At 55.0% G+C, this 19827-nt stretch carries 14 protein-coding genes; 3 read left to right on the top strand and 11 right to left on the bottom strand.

What is annotated here, in order from left to right:
* Positions 1 to 155 precede the first annotated feature (155 nt).
* Positions 156 to 1226, top strand: coding sequence for a tyrosine recombinase XerS (gene xerS / locus FHS18_RS16210; RefSeq protein WP_183601103.1), 1071 nt, complete (start codon positions 156 to 158; stop codon positions 1224 to 1226).
* Positions 1227 to 1310: 84 nt separating this feature from the next.
* On the opposite strand, the gene FHS18_RS16205 is transcribed toward xerS, so the two are convergent.
* Together FHS18_RS16205 and FHS18_RS16200 are read right to left on the bottom strand one after the other, a co-directional pair.
* The gene (locus FHS18_RS16205; protein WP_183601102.1) at positions 1311 to 2063 is read right to left on the bottom strand and encodes an SDR family NAD(P)-dependent oxidoreductase; all 753 of its coding nucleotides are present in this window, start codon (positions 2061 to 2063) and stop codon (positions 1311 to 1313) included.
* A gap of 29 nt (positions 2064 to 2092) precedes the next feature.
* The gene (locus tag FHS18_RS16200) at positions 2093 to 3802 is read right to left on the bottom strand and encodes a proline--tRNA ligase (protein ID WP_183601101.1); all 1710 of its coding nucleotides are present in this window, start codon (positions 3800 to 3802) and stop codon (positions 2093 to 2095) included.
* Between the two features lie 404 nt (positions 3803 to 4206).
* On the opposite strand from FHS18_RS16200, the gene FHS18_RS16195 reads away from it, so the two are divergent.
* Positions 4207 to 4497, top strand: coding sequence for a DUF3817 domain-containing protein (locus tag FHS18_RS16195; protein WP_183601100.1), 291 nt, complete (start codon positions 4207 to 4209; stop codon positions 4495 to 4497).
* A gap of 248 nt (positions 4498 to 4745) precedes the next feature.
* Here FHS18_RS16195 and FHS18_RS16190 read toward each other — a convergent pair whose 3' ends face one another.
* The 7 genes from FHS18_RS16190 to FHS18_RS16160 all read right to left on the bottom strand — a co-directional run bounded on the left by FHS18_RS16190 (position 4746) and on the right by FHS18_RS16160 (position 17065).
* Positions 4746 to 5399, bottom strand: coding sequence for a carbohydrate-binding family 9-like protein (locus FHS18_RS16190; protein ID WP_183601099.1), 654 nt, complete (start codon positions 5397 to 5399; stop codon positions 4746 to 4748).
* 33 nt (positions 5400 to 5432) lie between these two features.
* Positions 5433 to 6449, bottom strand: a complete 1017-nt coding sequence (locus tag FHS18_RS16185) for a S66 family peptidase (protein ID WP_183601098.1) — start codon at positions 6447 to 6449, stop codon at positions 5433 to 5435.
* A gap of 42 nt (positions 6450 to 6491) precedes the next feature.
* The gene (locus FHS18_RS16180; RefSeq protein WP_183601097.1) at positions 6492 to 7331 is read right to left on the bottom strand and encodes an SDR family oxidoreductase; all 840 of its coding nucleotides are present in this window, start codon (positions 7329 to 7331) and stop codon (positions 6492 to 6494) included.
* A 161-nt stretch (positions 7332 to 7492) separates the two neighbouring features.
* Positions 7493 to 12673: a HAMP domain-containing protein gene (locus tag FHS18_RS16175; protein ID WP_183601096.1), complete on the bottom strand. Its 5181-nt coding sequence runs from the start codon at positions 12671 to 12673 to the stop codon at positions 7493 to 7495.
* Between the two features lie 170 nt (positions 12674 to 12843).
* Positions 12844 to 15003, bottom strand: coding sequence for a PAS domain-containing protein (locus FHS18_RS16170; RefSeq protein ID WP_183601095.1), 2160 nt, complete (start codon positions 15001 to 15003; stop codon positions 12844 to 12846).
* Between the two features lie 212 nt (positions 15004 to 15215).
* A complete protein-coding gene (locus FHS18_RS16165; protein WP_183601094.1) occupies positions 15216 to 15965 on the bottom strand; it encodes an SDR family NAD(P)-dependent oxidoreductase in 750 nt (249 codons plus the stop codon).
* A 194-nt stretch (positions 15966 to 16159) separates the two neighbouring features.
* Positions 16160 to 17065 carry a LysR family transcriptional regulator gene (locus FHS18_RS16160; RefSeq protein ID WP_183601093.1) on the bottom strand — a complete coding sequence of 302 codons (906 nt, stop codon included), beginning with the start codon at positions 17063 to 17065 and terminating at the stop codon, positions 16160 to 16162.
* Between the two features lie 126 nt (positions 17066 to 17191).
* Here FHS18_RS16160 and FHS18_RS16155 point away from each other — a divergent pair, with 126 nt between their 5' ends.
* Complete coding sequence (locus tag FHS18_RS16155; RefSeq protein ID WP_183601092.1) at positions 17192 to 17488, top strand: putative quinol monooxygenase; 297 nt, start codon at positions 17192 to 17194, stop codon at positions 17486 to 17488.
* Positions 17489 to 17565: 77 nt separating this feature from the next.
* Here the strand turns inward: FHS18_RS16155 and FHS18_RS16150 are convergent, their stop codons facing one another.
* Positions 17566 to 17859 carry a DUF6509 family protein gene (locus FHS18_RS16150; RefSeq protein WP_183601091.1) on the bottom strand — a complete coding sequence of 98 codons (294 nt, stop codon included), beginning with the start codon at positions 17857 to 17859 and terminating at the stop codon, positions 17566 to 17568.
* Between the two features lie 34 nt (positions 17860 to 17893).
* On the bottom strand, positions 17894 to 19810 hold the full coding sequence (locus tag FHS18_RS16145; protein WP_221401343.1) for an ATP-dependent DNA helicase: 1917 nt from the start codon (positions 19808 to 19810) through the stop codon (positions 17894 to 17896).
* Positions 19811 to 19827: the final 17 nt, after the last annotated feature.

Below are 19827 nucleotides of genomic sequence, written 5' to 3'. Positions count from 1 at the left end.
GTTTTCTCATGCGTTCCTCTTCGTGGAGTTAAATTGTACGCTTCGGGCGAAAGATTGTAAATACAAGGAAGGGTCTATTTTCCTGGCGGCTGCGGCAGTGGTACAATAACGATACATAACAGCAATTAATGGCATTAACATTGAGGTGGACAGCGATGAATATTATTAAAATCAAGGACAGGCAGGAACTCGATCGCAGAACTCCGTCCATGCCTTGGTACGTGGAGAAATTTATCGGATACAAGCTGCCGGATCTCTCTCCTTCCTCGCTGCTGGAGTATGTCCGGGACTACGAGATTTTCTTCTCCTGGCTAATGGCCGAAGGCTTGGCGCAAGGCCCTGCCATTCGCGATGTTCAGCTGGAGGAGCTTGAACGATTACATATGGACAGCATCGACAATTTCAAGATGTTCCTGGCGACGAGCCGGGAGCACTCGAACAGCCGTACCACAATTACGCGCAAACTGTCCTCGCTCCGTTCCTTGTTCCACTATTTGAGCCAGATCGCCGAGGATGATCAATTCTACCCGCTGCTGAAGCGCAACGTCATGGCGAAGGTATCGATCAAGCGCACGAGCAAGCCGAAGGATACGGCTGCCAAGCTGGAAGGCAAGCTGCTCCAAGAACAAGAGATCGACGAATTCATTCGCTTCATTAATGAAGACTATGCCGCCGAAGTAGCGGGCAACAAACAGGCGTTATATGCTTATACTCATAACCGGGTCCGGGACACCTGCATCATCAGCCTAATCTTGAATTCCGGCATCCGCGTGTCGGAACTGATCAATATGAACGTGGATGATATCGATCTGAAGAAGAAGCTCATCTATGTCTATCGCAAAGGCAACAACGACGACACGTTCAAGACGCCGGTGTACTTCCGTCAGGAAGCGACCCGGGAGATTCAGCAATATTTGTCCATGCGCGATACCCATTATAAAGCGCCTAAGCGCGAGAAGGCGCTCTTCCTAGCGATCGCCAACGGCAAGAAGGAAGGTTCCCGGATGACGAAGCGCGCGATCCAGGAAATGGTGATCAAATACGCCAAACGATTCGGCAAACCCTATCTGTCCGTTCATAAACTGCGCCATTCGTTCGCGACCGATTATTACTTGCGCAATGATCTGTACAAGACGCAGGAGCAGCTTGGCCACGCCTCGCCGGATACGACGCAAATCTACGCGCATCTGACGGACAAAACGATGTCCGAAGCGATCGATAAGTAGACTTGCCCGCGAGTTACTATCACAGCATACAAAGTACGGTTAGACAAAATAAGGGCTTGGACAGACGTCCAAGCCCTGGCTGTTTTAATCCTCGACATAGATCATTTTCTTGGTCATGCCGCCGTCGACCGTCAGATTAATGCCATTGACGAAATCATTGCCGGCATCCGTAAGGTAGAAACAAGCGCGGACAATGTCATCCGGTCTGCCCACGCGCCCGGACGGATGCTGTTCATGGTCGACATCGCGCAGAGCCCCGTAATCGCCGTTCTCGATCCACCCCGGGCTGATGCAATTAACCGTTACGCCAAGCGGCCCCAGCGATAATGCCAATGCATGGGTGAGCGCAACGATACCGCCCTTCGTCGCCGCATAGGCTTCGCTATTCGGTTCCGACATCTCCGCCCGCGTGGATGCCATATTGACGATTCTGCCCTTCCCTGCGGCTTTCATCAGCTTGGCCGCTTCGCGGGCACATAAGAACGTGCCGCGCAAATTCAGGTTCACGACGCTGTCCCATTCCTCTACCTCAAGCTCGAGCGGGGATTTCCAGATGCCAAAGCCGGCATTGTTGATCAGAATATCCAGCGTACCTGCCCAAGACCTCACCTCCTCGAACAGTCGCACGACCTCTTCAGGCCGGCCGAGATCGGCAGGTACAAAATGTGCGCTTCCGCCGGATTGCGCAATCGCTTCCGCGATCTCTTTCCCGCTTGATCCCGGCAGATCGGTAAGGACCACCTTCGCGCCTTGGGCAGCATACCCCTGCGCGACATGCCGTCCGATACCGCCTCCCGCTCCGGTTACCAACACCGTCTGCCCTTCGAATTGATTCATGCCGTTAACCTCCTGTTGTCGAAAAATAATTAGCGCAGCTTCTCAGCTACAAAAGAAATCGCCTCTTCAAGCTTCATCTTGCTTACGTCCGATGAATCACGTTGCTTCAGCTCGACGATCCCATCGCCAGCCGTTTTGCCGACTACGATTCGTATCGGCAGCCCGATCAGATCGGCATCCTTCAACTTCACGCCGAATCGCTCGTCTCGATCGTCGAGCAGCACATCATAGCCTGCCCCGCGGAAGCGCTGCACGAATTCGGTGCTGACCGCAACCTGCGTCTCATCCTGCATCGACACCGGGATGACGTGCACCTGGAACGGCGCCACTTCAGCCGGCCAAATTATGCCGTTCTCGTCATACCTCTGCTCGACAATGGCTGCCAGCAGGCGGGTCACGCCGATTCCGTAGCAGCCCATGATGAACGGCTGCGCTTCGCCTTGCTCATCGATATAGGTCGCCTGCATGCTGTCGCTGTATTTGGTTCCGAGCTTGAAGACGTGACCGATCTCGATCCCTCTACGTTCCGACAGTGAAGCTCTGCAGCGCGGGCATGCATCGCCATGGATCACATTGCGGCAATCGGCAACTTGCGTAAATCGCACATCGCGCCCTGGCGCAACATGCCTGATATGATAGTCTTGTTCGTTGGCTCCCACAATCATTTCACCCATTGCGGCAACCGCGTAATCGGCGACGATCGGAATGTTCAGACCGACTGGACCGGCGAATCCAACCGGCGCGTTAGTCGCAAGGCGGACTTGCTCGGCATCCGCGAGCGTCAGCTCCTCCGCATCAAGCACATGCTTCAGCTTCGTCTCGTTCGCTTCATGATCGCCGCGCACAAGGACCGCGTAAGGTCGATTGTCCGCCATATAAATTAATGTTTTGACCACCTGCTCCGGTCGTAGACCCAGCTTGTCATGCAAATCTTGAATCGTCCGGGTATCAGGCGTATGGAACTTCTCCATATGATGGGTCGAAACTTGATCGTCAGCGGCACTTGCCGCAGGCGCGTCAGCTTCCGCTTTCTCCACATTCGCTCCGTATCCGCAGCTATCGCAAGCGAGGATCGTATCTTCGCCCGATTCCGCGAAAGCCATGAATTCATGCGTGCCGCCTTCGCCGCCGATCGCGCCGGCATCGGCTTCCACCGCTTTGAACCGCAAGCCGCAGCGCTCGAAGATTCGGTGATACGCCTTATACATCGCGTCATAATTGACGGCTAGCCCTTCCCAGCTCGTATCGAAGGAATAGGCGTCCTTCATCAGGAATTCCTTCACCCGCAGCAGACCGAATCGCGGACGCCGTTCATCCCTGAACTTCGTCTGGATCTGATACAGCATGACAGGCAGCTTGCGGTAGGCGGATATTTCCTGATCGACCAGAGCGGTAATGACCTCCTCGTGCGTGGGGCCAAGGGCGAACTCGCGCGAGTTGCGATCCGTCAGCCGGATCAGCTCAGGTCCGTATACGTTATACCGGCCCGATTGGCGCCACAGCTCGGCTGGCTGAAGCGCCGGGAGCAGCACCTCCTGCGCGCCGGCCGCTTCCATTTCCTCGCGGATGATCGTCTCTAATCGGCGCAACGCCCGGCGGCCAAGCGGCAGCAAGGAATAGACGCCGGCGGACAATTGACGAATGTAGCCCGCCCGGATCAGCAGCTGGTGGCTGATCGCCTCCGCATCGGCTGGATTTTCGCGCAGCGTCGGCGCGAATAATTGACTTTGTTTGGTCACGGATAACACTCCCTTTGTATGAAAAAAAGCGCACCCATCCCTATGCAGGGACGAGTGCGCTCGTGGTACCACCCAAATTTAATGGCATGAAAGGTGAAGAACCCTTCAGTTATGCCATCCTTTGTCCTTGATAACGGGGCGGTTCCCCGGACACAGTTATTCCCTGCGCAACTTCCAAGGCGGGATGCTTCATTCACTGCGTGGAATCTCTCAGCCATGGATTCCGTCTCTGGGCGCAGGAAGGCGAAGCTTATTTCCTTGTTCAACGTTGGTAGTGCTATTCATAATCGGTTGCATTAAAAAATACACCAATTCGACATACATGTCAACGAATTTGGTTGAACCTCCGCCATCTTCGCGCGTAAATATCGAGAACGACAATTGAGGAGGATCACATAATCACGATGTTGAAAACAGCTGTTGGCCGATTTCGAGTTATTGCATTCGTAGAAGGACTTTCGTTTCTTATTCTGCTTTTTATTGCTATGCCGCTTAAGTATTGGGCCGACATGCCGGGCGCCGTCACCGTAACCGGAGGCATTCATGGCGCATTGTTCGGTCTGTACATGCTAGCCATGCTGCATGCCGCATTCGAAGCCAAGTGGAGATGGACGCGTCTATTGCTCGCATTCGTGCTCGCGTTTATCCCGTTCGGCACCTTCTACTTGGATGCCAAACTGCGCAAGCAAACCTAATTTCCCCGGAATGAAAGGCGCAAACTGCCGTCAGCGGACAAGCTTTGCGTCCTTTTTCCATTTTCGGAACCCCATTTGCGAAAAAGTTTGATAATTCTGTCGAGTCATGCGCTCGCCCGGGAAATGATGAGCCATTTTTAATGAATATTTCCCCGTCATTCCCCGGTTTCAGCTGATTGGTTTGCGTTTACAATCGTGAGATTGGAAATGCAGCATTCAGCGTAGATTGGAAATGCAGCATTCAGCTGCTACAATGCCGATGATTCCAGCACCAATGTGCCGAATGCGGCCGGAAGATGGAATTGAACCGCCCCCGTCGGGCTCCACGCTTGATATTCCCGCACGCCTCGCAGTTCATCGATCCGGTAGAAGTTGACGCGGTAGCTGCGCCCGGCGGCGAGCGGCTGATCGAAGCTTGCGGAAGGGATGCGAATGTCATAGAGGATCCTTCCCAGTTGATCGACCTGCACGTTCGTCACCAGATCCTGCATGTCCCACGATGTATCCACCTGAAGGAGTCGGCCATTACCGTCATTCTCGATCATGGCATCGAAAATGACGTTGTACGGGCTAACCTCGAGCTCCATATAACGCGTCCCCTCTCCCCTCTCGTCGATGAACACCTCCACGACATCCTGCTCATACAAAGGTTCATCCCGCATGGTGTACGTCGAGTGGATATAGGAATCCCAGCAAGTAAAGCGGATATGGAGATGTTCGGTCGTCCAGCATGCCCTCACTTGCGTCCGTTCCAGGGGCGATTGAACGGTGACCGTATCGACGAGCTCGACAGCAACGAATCGTTCCCAAGGTATACTCTCAGCGGTCAGTTCCTCCCCTTTAGCAACCGATAGCTGCTGACAGGGGTAAACCGGCGTTACGCGAACCGGATTGTTCTCCAAGCTGCTTCCCTCCCTTGCAATTCTCAGATCATGCTATGCCTTAAAATATTGCGTAACGCTCCCTCGGCCGTCCGCTACCTCCACCTCGGCATACGCGCCATTGATCAGCGTAAGCTGAGGCGGCATGTGTCCGCAGTCGATATCGTACGCAAGCGGGATGCCGAGCTCTGCCGACAGCTCTTGGAAGACATCCTCTTCCGTATAGCCACCGACAGGCTTATGGACCGCGCTGCGGCCGAACAGAATGCCGGAGCAATGATCGAACCAGCCTGCGAGCCGCATCTGAACGAGCGACCTGCGCAGATCGGTCGTCCCGAGCTCACAGTTCTCGAGGTACCAAATAATCCGCTCTCCAGGGATATGCGAATCGCGAAACCGTGCGACATCTCCGTATGGCGTCCCGATCAAATGCCGGATCACATCGACGCAGCCGCCCAGCAGGCGCCCTTGCATCCGCGCCTCACGCCCTCCGACCGTCCGCCAATAGGTCTCCTCCGTCAAATGGTAGACATGCGGCGACGGGCTTTCATTCTCCCAATCCCGCTGATACCGCTCGGAAGAGCTCTGCTTGATGGATTGGCCGGTCTCCGTAGCCAGCACAGGCAGCCACATCGCTGTCGTCTCGTCCATTGATTCGCCGCGCAGATCGATCAGATTCGTCCCATGCGCCGTGGCAATGCCGGTTCGCAGCGTTATGGCAAGCAGAAGAACGCTTAGGTCCGAAAAACCGAGAATCCATTTGGCCGGGATCGCTTCCCAATCCAAGTACTCCAATATCTCAATCAGCAACTCGCCGCCCCATGGCGGAACGATGAGCCCGATACGATCGTCTCGCAGCAACACATTGAGCTCATCAGCTCGCAACCGAGCCGGAGCCGATTTGGCCTTCTCTTGCTGCCATACCGTAGGGCCGAATTGAACCTGCCAGCCTCGCTCCAGCAGTCTTGCCTCAGCCTCGCGTAGCCACTTATACATAGAAGGCTCGACACCAGACGATGGAGCGGTACAGCCGATGACGCTGCCTTTGGTTACAACGGGATAACGAATCATAGGAAGTCCTCCTTCATGAAGGCAGCGGCGCTGCCATGTCGATTACTTTCCTTTGCGGGTGAGCTCAGACAAGGCGTCCCACTCTGCGGATGAGACGTCAAGCAGATCATTGAACTGCCCAGCACCCTGCAGCCATTGGCCCCCGTCAATCGTGATCACTTCGCCATTGATATACGAGGCATGGTCCGATATAAGGAAGGCAGCCAAGTTCGAGAGCTCCTCCGGATCGCCGACCCGCTTCAGCGGCACGGAGTTCACCAGCTTCTCGGCCAGCTCCGGCGTTGGCGCCAGCCTGCTCCAGGCCCCGTCGGTCGGGAAAAGTCCAGGCGCTATGGCCACCTGGCGAATGCCGTAAGGCGCCCATTCCACGGCCAGCGACCGCGTAAGCGCGAGCACGCCGGCTTTGGCCGCAGCTGAAGGGACAACGAAGCCTGATCCGGTCGAGGCGTATGTCGTGACGATATTCAGCATAACGCCGCTTACCGCTTCGTCTATCCATTTTTTACCAAGTGTTAGCGTCGTATAAAATGTCCCATGCAGGACGATGTTCAGCACCGCATCCACCGCGCGCGTCGAGAGGCGTTCGGTCGGACTCGCAAAATTGCCCGCGGCGTTATTGATCAGTACGTCGACCTTGCCGTAATGCCGGTAGACGGCCTCGACCATCGCCTCCACCTGAGCGGCATCGCGGACATCGCACGGCGTGTAGAACACCTCGCCGCCCATCTCCGCCGCAGCCTGCGCGAGCACGTCTTCGCGCCGGCTCGTTATCGCCAACTTCGCGCCCAGCGACAGGAACTTCTCTCCCATCGCCCGGCCGAGTCCCGTCCCTCCGCCTGTAATGAGAACGACCTTTCCTTGCAGCAACTGATCCGTAAACATACGCATACGCCTCCAATATTGAGCGATTATCGATGCTTAAGTTCGTTAACGAATTCCTGCGTTGGACTTACCCTTCCCCGATCCTCGAATCGCTTCCCGCGAAGCTTACCTTCCCTCTTTACAAAAAGGCAGCATGCATCATGCATACTGCCTCAAAATCGTTATTGCTCCTCTTCATCCAGCCACGTGCGGATCATCGTCAGCAGCTGCGCGCTGTTAACCGGCTTCGTAATGTAGTCGCTCGCGCCTGCCTCCAAGCACAGCTCGCGGTCGCCTTTCATCGCCTTGGCCGTCAGCGCGATGATCGGAAGGTCCTTGAAGGCCGGATCGCGGCGAATCGCGCGCGTCGTCTCGTAGCCGTCCATCACCGGCATCATAATATCCATCAGCACGATGTCGATATCCGGATTCTGCTGCAGGGCCGCAATGGCGTCCTGTCCGTTCTCTGCCGGCACAACCTTCATATTGTGGCGCTCCAGAATCGTGGTGAGGGCAAAAATGTTGCGGATGTCATCGTCGACGACCAGCACCTTCTTGTAGGCGATCATCTCGTCGGACGAATGCAGCTTCACGACCGTCTGCTTCGAAGACTCCGGCAGATTCTCGGCCTTCCGGTGCAGGAACAGCGATGTCCCTTCCAGAATCTGCAGCGTCGTCTTCGCTTCCTTAAGCACGGCCGTTTTCTCCAATACGTCCAGCTCATCCTCCATATCTACGCTGAGCTTGGCGCTGCGATGAACGATAATCGGCTTATATTTGTTCGCCGCTTGCTTCTGAACCTCGCGGATAAACCGCGTAATGGTCATATCGTTCAGCTCATTATCGGCCAGGACGCAATCGAAGCTCTTGTTCTTCAGCTGATTGAGCGCTTTGCGGGCGGTATCGACCGTCACGATGCGCAGATCCTTGCCGGCGAGCAGCTCCGTCCACTGCGTACGACGCTCCGGATGCGGGGTTACGACGAGCAGATGGCGGACGTGAAGGTCGGCGAACGCATTCAACCTGTCGAGCGCGTTCTCGAGTTCCTCGTTCGTGACGGGTTTGCTGATGAAGTCGAAGACGCCTTTTTGCTTGAGGATGACCTCGTCTTCCTCGACCGTAATGACGGACACCGGAATATGGGCAACTTCCATATCGTTCTTCAGCTGCTCCACGACGAGCCACCCGTCCATATCCTTCAGCCGCAGATCAAGCGTAATGGCCGACGGCTTATATTTGCGGGCAAGCTCCAGGGCATTGCTGCCCGTGCTCGTAATGACCGCCTTGATGCCTTTCTTATGAAGCAGATGAAGCAGAATTTCATTAAACTTGTAGTCGTCCTCAATGATGAGGAATACGCGGTCGCCCGGCTCGATATGATGGCGGTCGTCAACAATGTCTTTGTCGAGCTCAAGGGAGTAGGTTCTCGTCTTGTGCGGCGGCACGACGTCGATTACCTCAGGCGTATATTTCGGCTTGGCCGCCTCATACGATTCGGCCTGACGTACCTTCCCTACCGGAAGATAGAGACTGAATGTGCTTCCCATGCCCACAATGCTGCTAAGCGTGATCTCGCCGCCCAGCATAGTAGCAATTTCGCGCGAGATGGCAAGGCCGAGGCCAGTGCCTCCGTATTCCCGGTTCGTGCTGCCGTCCGCCTGTTGGAACGCTTCGAACACGATCTGCTGCTTGTCCTCCGAGATGCCGATTCCCGTATCGTTCACCGTGAAGCACAGGACCGCCTCGGCCTGGGCCAGCCGGACGTTCTCGACATTCCAGCCGTCCAGAGCCGTTCGGACGAGCAGCGCTACCTGCCCTTGCTCTGTGAATTTGAACGCATTGGAAAGCAAATTCTTCAATATTTGCTGCAGCCGCTTCAAATCCGTCACGACGAGCTTCGGCACGTCAGGCTCGACGACAATGCGCAGATCGAGTCCCTTATCTTCGGCGATCGGACGGAATGCGCGGTCCAGCCCGCTGGCCAAGTCGGGAATGGACGTCTCCACGAAGTCTGGCGTTACCGTGCCGGATTCGATCTTCGACAGATCAAGAATGTCGTTAATGAGGTTAAGCAGATCAAGACCCGATTCCTGGATCGTCAGCGAATATTTCACTTGATTATCGGTCAGATTGTGCTCCGGATTCTCGGCCAGCTGCTCAGCCAAGAGCAGCAGCGAGTTCAGCGGCGTGCGGAGCTCGTGCGACATATTGGCCAAGAACTCCGACTTATAGCGCGAGGTGGTCGCCAATTGCTCCGCCTTCTCCTCCAGATATCGCTTCGCCAGCTCCACCTCGTTATTCTTGCTCTCCACCTCGGCCTTCTGGATGACGAGCAGCTTTGCTTTGTCCTCCAGCTCTTCGTTCGTGTTCTTCAGCTCGAGCTGCTGCTTCTGCAGCTCCTCTGCCAGGGATTGCGATTGGACCAGCAGCTCTTCCGTCCTGCGGTTCGCCTGCATCGTATTAAGCACGATCCCGATCGACTCCGTCAACTGATCGAGCAAGGCCAGCTCAATCTCGTTGAAGGCGCGGAAGGATGCGAGCTCGAGCACCGCCAGCACTTGGTCCTCGAAGATGACAGGCAGCAGAACGATATTCAGCGGCGTTGCCTCGCCAAGACCCGACGAGATGACGACATAGTCGCCCGGCACGTTCGTGAGCAGGATCCGCTGCTTTTCGATGAGACATTGCCCGACTAGGCCCTCGCCGCGGCGGAACACGTTCGACAGATGCTTCCGATTCTGATACGCGTAGCTCGCGAACAGCTTCAGCAGCGGCTCGCCGTTATCCGACGGCTCATTGATATAGATAACGCCGTGTTGCATAGAGACGAGCAGCGCAAGCTCGGAGAGAATCATCCGGCTGACGGCCAGCTGATCGCGCTGACCTTGCAGCATCCGGGAGAATTTCGCCAGATTCGTCTTCAGCCAGTCCTGCTCGGTGTTGATGTGGGTCGTCTCCTTCAGGTTGCGGATCATCTCGTTAATATTGTCCTTCAGCTCCGCGACCTCGCCGGCCGCAGCCACGTCGATCGATCGGGACAGATCGCCCTTCGTTACCGCCGTCGCGACATTCGTGATCGCGCGCACCTGCGTCGTGAGCGTACTCGCCATATAGTTAACGTTGTAAGTCAAATCAAGCCAAGTTCCCGAGGCGCCCGGCACATTCGCCTGTCCGCCCAGCTTCCCTTCCGCGCCGACCTCGCGGGCGACGGTCGTAACCTGATCGGCGAAGGTCGCCAGCGTCTCGATCATGTTGTTGATCGTGTCGGTGAGCTCCGCGATCTCGCCTTTGGCTTCGACGGTCAGCTTATGCTTCAGGTTCCCGTTCGCAACGGCGGTGACGACCTTCGCGATTCCGCGCACCTGATTCGTCAGGTTGGTCGCCATGATATTGACGTTATCGGTCAAGTCCTTCCATGTGCCGCCGACGCCTCTTACTTGCGCCTGTCCGCCCAGCTTCCCGTCCGTGCCGACCTCTCGGGCGACGCGCGTTACTTCGGAAGCAAAGGAGTTAAGCTGATCGACCATCGTATTGATCGTATTCTTAAGTTCGAGCAGCTCGCCTTTGACATCGACCGTGATTTTCTTCGACAGATCGCCGTTGGCAACCGCCGTCGTCACCCCTGCGATATTCCGCACCTGGTTGGTCAGATTGCTCGCCATATTGTTAACGCTGTCAGTTAAATCTTTCCACGTGCCGGATACGTCTTTCACGTCGGCCTGAACGCCAAGCTTTCCTTCCGTACCGACCTCGCGGGCCACGCGCGTGACCTCGGAGGCGAACGTCGACAGCTGGTCTACCATCGTGTTCATCGTGTTCTTCAGCTCCAGCATCTCGCCGGCGACATCCACGGTAATTTTCTTGGACAGGTCGCCCTTCGCCACAGCCGTCGTGACGCCGGCAATGTTGCGCATCTGATCGGTCAGATTGCGCGCCATATTATTAACGCTCTGCGTCAAATCCTTCCACGTCCCGCCGACACCCTTAACTTGCGCCTGACCGCCAAGTTTCCCTTCCGTACCGACCTCGCGGGCGACGCGCGTAACCTCGGAAGCGAACGTCGACAGCTGATCGACCATCGTATTGATCGTATTCTTCAGCTCGAGCATCTCGCCCTGGACATCCGCGGTAATCTGCTTGGACAGATCGCCCTTGGCGACCGCCGTCGTCACCACCGCGATGTTCCGCACTTGATTCGTCAGGTTCGAAGCCATGTTGTTAACGCTCTCGGTCAAATCACGCCACGTGCCCGCTACGCCGGAAACTTCCGCTTGGCCGCCGAGACGCCCCTCGGTTCCGACCTCGAGCGCCACGCGCGTAACCTCGGAGGCGAACGTCGACAGCTGATCGACCATCGTGTTGATCGTATTCTTCAGTTCCAGCACTTCGCCTTGAACATCGGCCGTTATATGTTTCGACAGATCGCCGTTCGCGACCGCCGTCGTTACGACCGCGATGTTCCGCACCTGCTCGGTCAGATTGCTCGCCATCGAATTGACGTTCTCCGTCAGATCGCGCCATGTCCCGGAGACGCCCTTAACGTCCGCTTGGCCGCCCAGCTTGCCTTCCGTGCCTACTTCGCGCGCCACCCTCGTGACCTCGGAAGCAAAGGTCGAGAGCTGATCGACCATGGTATTGATCGTATTCTTCAGCTCCAGAATCTCGCCTTTGGCATTAACGGTAATCTGCTTCGTCAGATCGCCTTTGGCAACGGCCGTCGTTACTGCCGCGATATTCCGCACCTGGTCCGTCAGATTGCTCGCCATGTTGTTGACGCTGTCCGTGAGGTCCTTCCACGTACCGGAGACGCCTTTCACATCCGCCTGTCCGCCGAGAATCCCTTCCGTGCCGACTTCCCTGGCGACCCGCGTAACCTCCGAGGAGAACCGGCTGAGCTGGTTCACCATCATATTAATATTGCTGGCGGAGCGCAGGAATTCGCCGGTCAGCGGTCGTCCTTCGAATTCAAGATCGACCTTCTGCGTCAGATCTCCCTGTGCGACCGCATTAATAACGCGCACCATCTCGCTCGTCGGCTGGATCAAGTCTGTCACCAGGCCGTTCAGCGACTCGACCGCGATTCCCCACGATCCACTGGTGCTCTTATGCTCGAAGCGCCGGGACAGCTTTCCTTCCTTGCCGACGACTCTGGCTACCGTCTGGATTTCGCCTACCAAACCTTCCTGCAAATCCATAATCTCGTTAAACGTATCTGCCACTTTTCCCGGAATTCCAGTATAGTCATAGGGCATACGGTAAGAAAAATCGCCCTTCTTAAAGGCCATCAACGCTCGAAGCAGCTCGCCCGTGTACAGTTCTTGGTCTTGCTGGTCTGGATCACGATTCTTCTCCTGCTCTGTCATACGTTCGATCCTCTCCCGCTTCCATTTGTCATATTATGTATCCGAATAGCACTCTACTATTTTACCCTTCCGTCCTAAGCTTGTCAGCAGAAGTTAGGGAATCGACATAGAAAAGCCATCCTCCCTTGGGCGGGACGATGGCTTGGTATAGACGCTGAACATGCTATTGCTTATTGCACGGAGGGGAAGAACACGTCGATCGTGGTGCCTTGGCCTTGTACCGATCGTATCTGCAAATGCCCCTGATGCGCTTCAATGATCCGCTTCGTAACCATGAAGCCGAGACCGGTTCCTTTCTCCTTCGTCGTATAGAAAGGCTCGCCCAGACGCTGTACGATATCTTCCGGCATCCCGCAGCCTTCATCCTGAATCCGAACGCGGACATAAGCGTCCTCCAGGTCAAGCGCAACTAGGATCGTACCGCCTCCATGCATGGCCTCGATCGCGTTCTTCAGCAGGTTAACGAAAATTTGCTTCAGCTGAGTAGAGTCCCCGCGGACTGTGGTCGTCCCTGCGCGCACTTCCATGACGATCTCGATATTGCTCATGATGGCTTGCGTCGACAACAGCACAATCGTCTGCTCCAGCACCTCTTGAAGCTCCAAGGAATGGATCCGGCCCGCCTGGGGCTTGGCCAGAACGAGCAATTCGCTGGAGATCAACTCGATCCGCGACAACTCATCTTGTATGATCTTGAAGTACTCCGGGTTGATTGCCGTTCCGCTCGTATGGATCAGCTTGATGAAACCTTTTAACGCGGTTAACGGATTGCGGATCTCGTGCGCGACCGCAGCGGCGAGCTGGCCGACCACCTTGAGCTTGTCCGACTTGCGGAAGAGCTCGTTCGTCTCCAGCTGCTCCGTGATATCCTTGACGATGCTATATGTACCGACGCGCTGACCGTTAACGATAATCGGAACGAGCGTATTCGTGACCGGAATAGAGGTGCCGTCTTTTTTTAACAAATGGCTGTCTAACCGGTCGATCTTCTCTACGTCAGCGCAGGACACGACTTCAAGGTGAATCCGCTGCGCTTCCTCAGCCGTCACCATCTGCACGTAAGACATGCCCTTGAGCTCCTGAGACGTGTAACCGGAGATTCTCTCGAACGCGGGATTGACTTCGGTAACCAGTCCCGTCATATCGAACGCGCATACGCCGTCCGGGTGATGGTTGACGATGGAACGGAAGCGCTGCTCGCTCTCCGATAGCTGCCGTTCGATCTGACGAAGCAGCGTTATGTCCTGAAGACTGCCTCCCATTCGCATCTTCGCCTTGTCGCTCAGCAGGCCCGTACAGCGTACCGACCGTTCTTCTCCGTTCGGACGACAGATCCGGTATTCGAACTCGAACCCGCTTTTTCCCGACTCGCTCAACCAGTCGTAATAGATGGTCGCTATGCGGTGCCGGTCAGAAGGATGTATGAATTGCAAGAATTGATCGTAGCTCACGAACCCGTCAACAGCCGGATCCAGGCCGAATATATGGAAGATTTCGTCGGACCAATAGATGCGCCGCCGCTTCTGATCGACTTCCCAGCTGCCTACATGCGCCGTCTTCTGCGCGTCGGCCAGAAGCTCGATGCTTTTGCGCAGCAGCGCCTCGGTCATATGCTGCATGGTCATATCTTTGGCAATGCCGAGTATGCCTGTTACTTGTTCGTCTACGCGGATCGGCACATTCGTGATATGCAAATTTCTTAGCGTCCCGTCTTTACGCCTGATCGTCACCGGATAATGCTGAACATAGCCTTGGAGGGCCTGCCTAAAATGCGCTTTGGTCCGTTCAAAGTCACGTTCAATGATCAAGTTCGCGAAGGCAAGATTCTCGAGCTCCTCCGCGGTATAGCCGGTGATCCACACCGACGACGCATTCACGGTCTGATAGCGGCCATTCGGATCGACGGTGTAGACGGCGTCCGGATTATGATCGAACAACGAGTGAATACGCTGCTCGGTGTAAAGCTGCGAATGCTTTAATTCGGTAATATCTCGGATATAGAGAAGTATGCGGGGTTCCAATAGATAAATCCTCAGCTGGCAAATACGTTCTGCTGCCGAATCGTAACACTCACATTCCAAATGCTGATGACCGTCCAGTGCCTTCCTGATCGGCTCCGACAGCCAACCGATAATCGGACTCCATCGTTCACAAGTCGTGTCGGCATCCCCATTCATCCACCGGGAGAAAAGCGCAGGCGCCGCCGGACTTGCATATACAACTTCCAGAGAAGCATTTAATTCGAAGTAAGCGTCGTTCACATCTGGTAATGGATGATAATTGGCGGTATCGGGAAATTCGGAGTTGACGCTGTTTGCCCTGAGTTTCATCTATGTTTCCCCCCACTGTTGCGTGATGTCTGATAGGAATATTCTGCATGGATTGGGGTGTACCTGCTAATCGGTCAAAAATCTTCGCAAAAAGACGAAAGAAACTTCACCCGATTAAAGATTACTCCTATGTTTGTGAAAAATTCACAAAATGGAGCGGCTGTAAACAAAAAAAAGAGCTGCTATTCGGCAGCCCTCTTGCGCAGACAAATCTATTTGAAGGAAGCGAATCCTTGGTCGACCATCACGACGCTGCCGTTAATCGCTTCCGCTTCTTCAAGCGATAGCAAGTAGACCGAGTTCGCTACCGTCTCCGGCTTCGTGAGCTCGCCGCCCATTACCTTGGCCTTCATGCTCTCTAGCATCCCGCTGTTCTTATACCCCTGAATAATCGGCGTATCGACTGCGCCTGGCGCTACCGCCACGACGCGAATGCCGTATGGCGCAAGCTCGAGCGCTGCCGACTTGGACATCATGATGACGGCGCCTTTGGTCGCATGGTACGCGAACGTGCCCGGCGAGGCGAGGAACCCGAATACGGAAGCCGTATTGATGATCACGCCTTTAATGCCCAATTCCTTCATTTTATTGCCCGCCGCCATGATGCCGTAAGCGACGCCATGCTGGTTGATCGCAATGGTCCGGTGATACAGCTCCATATTCTGCGACAAGACAGGTCCGGCACCGCCGATGCCCGCATTGTTGAACATGACATCTATTCTTCCGTATCGCGATACGGTCGTTTCGACCAAAGCCTCAACGCTGGACTGAACCGATACGTCTACTTGAATGAAAGATGCGATACCGCCCTCCTGCCCGATCATGGCGACAGTCTCTGCACCGGCCGCTTCGTTGTAATCCGCGACGACGACAATATCGCCTTTGCGCGCAAACTTAAGCGCCGTCTCTCTTCCGATACCGCTTGCTCCACCTGTAATAACCGCTACGCGTTGTGCTGACATCTGGATCGTCTCCTCTGCTCTTGTTGAGTCATTCGCTCTATTTGCATTGTAGAGCAGTAGAAGGTTTACGTATATTTACACTTAATTAATTATAGTTAAGTCACACTAAAGCAACTGGACCAAATTAAATAGCCCTAACCAGCAATGAAGGTTACGTTGCGGTTAACGTACATCCTCCGTATGAATGCTACCTGTTAATCAGTTTGCTCCAACTCGTGCTTCAGCTTCTGCAGGAATAGGCGGGACAAGTTCGTAAGCCTTGTTTCCACTGACCGCACCGAAGTTAAGTAGATCGCTTGATCTTGGGGAAAATCGAGATCCAGAATGACGTAATCTTCCCGCTTATTCGCCGGCATCCGATGAAAGGAGAAGTCTAGACCGACCGTAATGGCTGCATTGTCGCCTACCGCCTTCATAATGGCATCTCTGTTATTGGTCGAGAATAGCACATCTACCGGACCATAACGGGATTGGAACGCCTCGATGTACTCTTTCAGATTGTCATCCTTATAGAGGACGAGCGGCTGGCTCTGCAACTGCTCCGGCGTCAGTCTCTTGAATAACGCGAGCGGCGAACGCCGGCTGACGCAGACGACCATCTTCCCTTGCAGCAAGCGGTCGAATTCCAGACCGTGCTGCTGCCGCTCATCCGATTCATGGATAACGATAAGGCCTACATCCAACCGGTGGTGGCGGATATCCTCGATAATCTCGCTCGTCCCTTTCTCGACAATATCCAGCTGCACCTGCGGATAATCTCTTTTGAATCCGAAGATGGCATTGATATACAGCGTAAGCGGCGCAGGAATCGTACCGACCCGCAATTCGCCGGATTGCGTGCTGGAGAAGCTGGCTACCTCTTCCTTCAGATCCTGGATCTTGCTCAGCACCTCATATGCTTTAGCGATGATCACTTGGCCTTGTCCCGTAGGCACTGCCCCTTGCCGGCCGCGCCTTAATAAGATGATGCCGAGCTCCGCCTCCAGATTAGAGATGGATTGGCTCACTGCGGACAGCGTCACATGAAGATTGTTCGCTGCAGCCGTAAGCGAACCCATCTTGGCTACTTCGACCAGACATTCCAGCTGTTCGATATGCATGTATAATTCACCTTCGTATTTAGTCATATTAAAGCATCGATTAGCACAATTAAATAGGCTTTCCCGTTGATTCGATTTACAATGGGAACGACACCATCAAGGCAACAACAATGGAGGTAGACCCCAATGATCATCATTCACGCTGAATTGAAAATTAACCCTGAGCAACGCTCCGCGTTCCTCGAGCAAGCGCGGGCGGCCGTAGCCGAAACACGCAAGGAAGAAGGCAATATCAGCTATTCGTACTACGAATCGGTTGAAGAACCGAATACCTTTATGTTCGTCGAGCAATGGAAAGACAAGCCGGCCGTCGATTTCCACTCCGGCAGCGCTCATTTTCTCGCCTTCATCGGAGCCATCCGCCCGATGCTGACGGCGCCATTCCAGCCTCAAGTCTTCCTCGTGCCCGACCCGCAGCAATAAGCGGCAACCGGCAAGTTCACCAAAAAACCTGCGCAGATGACTAGCGCAGGTTTATTGGGTTATCTATGTTATCTATGTTACTCCGCTTCAGCTAGGTGCTCCCGGCAGAATGAATCAATCTCCGCCAGTTCCTCGTCTTCGAAGTCCATCTCGATGTAGCGGTCGGAAGAACGCTCGCGGATTTCGTATTTCACGATCCCGCTGTTCTCCTCTTGCGACCGATAGACGACGCGGACATAAATGCCCATCTCCGAATGCAGCTCGTCGTCTTCGGGAATTTCCAAGTCCAATATGAATTCGTAGCGTTTGCCCGGCAGAATCCCGAATGGATCCTTCACCAGCTCGACGCTATACGATGTAATCGTCAGCATATGCGGTTACTCCTCTATGACGGTACTAAAGTGCTTAAGGCAGGAATTGCATGATTCGCTCGCGAACCTGCGGGTTGTTCAGTTCGGCGCCCATAATCGAGACATAACCTTGGTCATCGCGCGAACGGATAAGCCGCCCGATACCTTGACGCAGTCTGAGCAGCATATAAGGCATATCAACTTCCTCGAAAGGCTGCGCGCTGTCAGCTCTCCTAGCCGCGAAGACCGCATCGTTCGGCGGGAACGGGAGCGACCAGATGATGACATGGGACAATGATGGCCCCGGAATATCCAGCCCTTCCCATAACGTAACCGCGCATAACACGCTCGGCTCATCATGCTGGAACGCCGCGATCAGCGAGCTGATCTCCGCTTGGCCCTCGTAGAGGAACCGATACGAATTGGCGGCGGCAGCATGCTCCGTCGCTTGACGGAACGACCGCAGCTCCTCTTCGGACGGGAACAGGATAAGCGCTCGGCCTTCGCTTTTCTGCAACAGCTCGAGAACGAGCTTCGCTTTGTCCACGTCCGGTTGGTCCGGAATAAGCGAGGCTTGCATCTGCGCCTTGTAATCGTAAGGCGATTCCACGCTGAAGGAGAGGAATTGCTCGATGCCAAGCGTACTTGCCATATAATCGAACGTCCCGTCCACCGACATCGTAGCCGACGAGAATACGATCGGCATCGGGCGGGAGAAGACGCGCTCCTTGAGCACTTCCTTCACCTTTTTCGGCATAATGACGAGCGTAATGCCGTCCCTGTCTTCCGTAATCCAGGAGATCAGCTGCTTCGGCTGCGCGAACAGATTCAGCGCGATCTGAATCATCTCGATATGCTCTTCGACGATCGTGACATGATAGTTATCGAGCGTGAACAAGCCGCTCTCGAAGACCAGCTCCTCCTCAATATCCGAGAGCAGGCCGCGGAAGCGGTTCACTTCCCTTAGCAATTGATCGGAGAAGACGATGTCTCTGCGATCGGATCCCGGCACTTTCTTGCTCGTGCGATCGAGCAGCTCGAACAGCCGGTCGCTCTGCATGATGGCCTCTTCAATCGTCTGGGCCAGCTTCTCGCGAACTTCGCCCTCCAGCAACCGCGTGATGATGCTCTCGAACATCGCATGCTTCAACTTATAGGTCAACGCATTCTGAGCGGCGGTCTCCAGCAGATGGCCTTCATCGAAGACAACGGAGCTGTGCTCGGGAAGCAACGGCAGCTGCCCTTCGCGTTTGCGCGCTTCATAGGTCCACACATACTCCATATAGAAGTCATGCGAGCAGATGATGACATCCGCCGCTTTGCGATAGTGATCCCGAGACAGCGTCTGGCCGCAACGGTGCCGCTGTGGACAGACGAGACAATCCTGGAATACGTTCCAGCCGATCTTGTTCCACTGCTCATCGCTTAAATCCGGATAATCCTTGCGGTTTCCGTAGGGATGGAACGCCTGCATCGTATCCGGCGTCTGGACAAAGTCCGGCAGCCCCGAATAAATATCGCGGAACCGTTCTCCGTCCTCATGCTCGAATTTCGCTTCATCGAGCCGGTTCAAACAAATATACTGGTCCGGCGATTTGCCAAGCCTTGCGTCGATCGTCAAGTTCAAGTAACGGCCCAGCTTCGCAATATCGCCCTCTTCCTTCACGAGCTGCTCGATGAGCGACTCATCCGCGCAGGCGATAATGGCCGGCTTGCGCGTGTAGCGGGCATACAGAACGGCATATAGCAGATAGACCAGCGTCTTACCTGTACCGACACCCGCCTCGGCGAGTATCGTCTTCTTCTCTTGATAAGCGCGCTCGAGTTGGAACGCCATATAAATCTGCTCATCCCGTACCTCGAATCCGGCCTCGGGCAGCTGTTCGTAGAAAACATCCGCAATCCAGTCGCTTGCCTGCTGGATGAACGGCTGTTTGGGGTCAAATACAAAAGGATACGTTGTCGTCGTCAATCGGGAATTGCCTCCAC

Origin of the sequence: Paenibacillus phyllosphaerae (assembly GCF_014192105.1) — a bacterium.
Taxonomy (GTDB): domain Bacteria; phylum Bacillota; class Bacilli; order Paenibacillales; family Paenibacillaceae; genus Paenibacillus_Z; species Paenibacillus_Z phyllosphaerae.
This window is presented reverse-complemented; position numbering and strand designations above follow the sequence as displayed.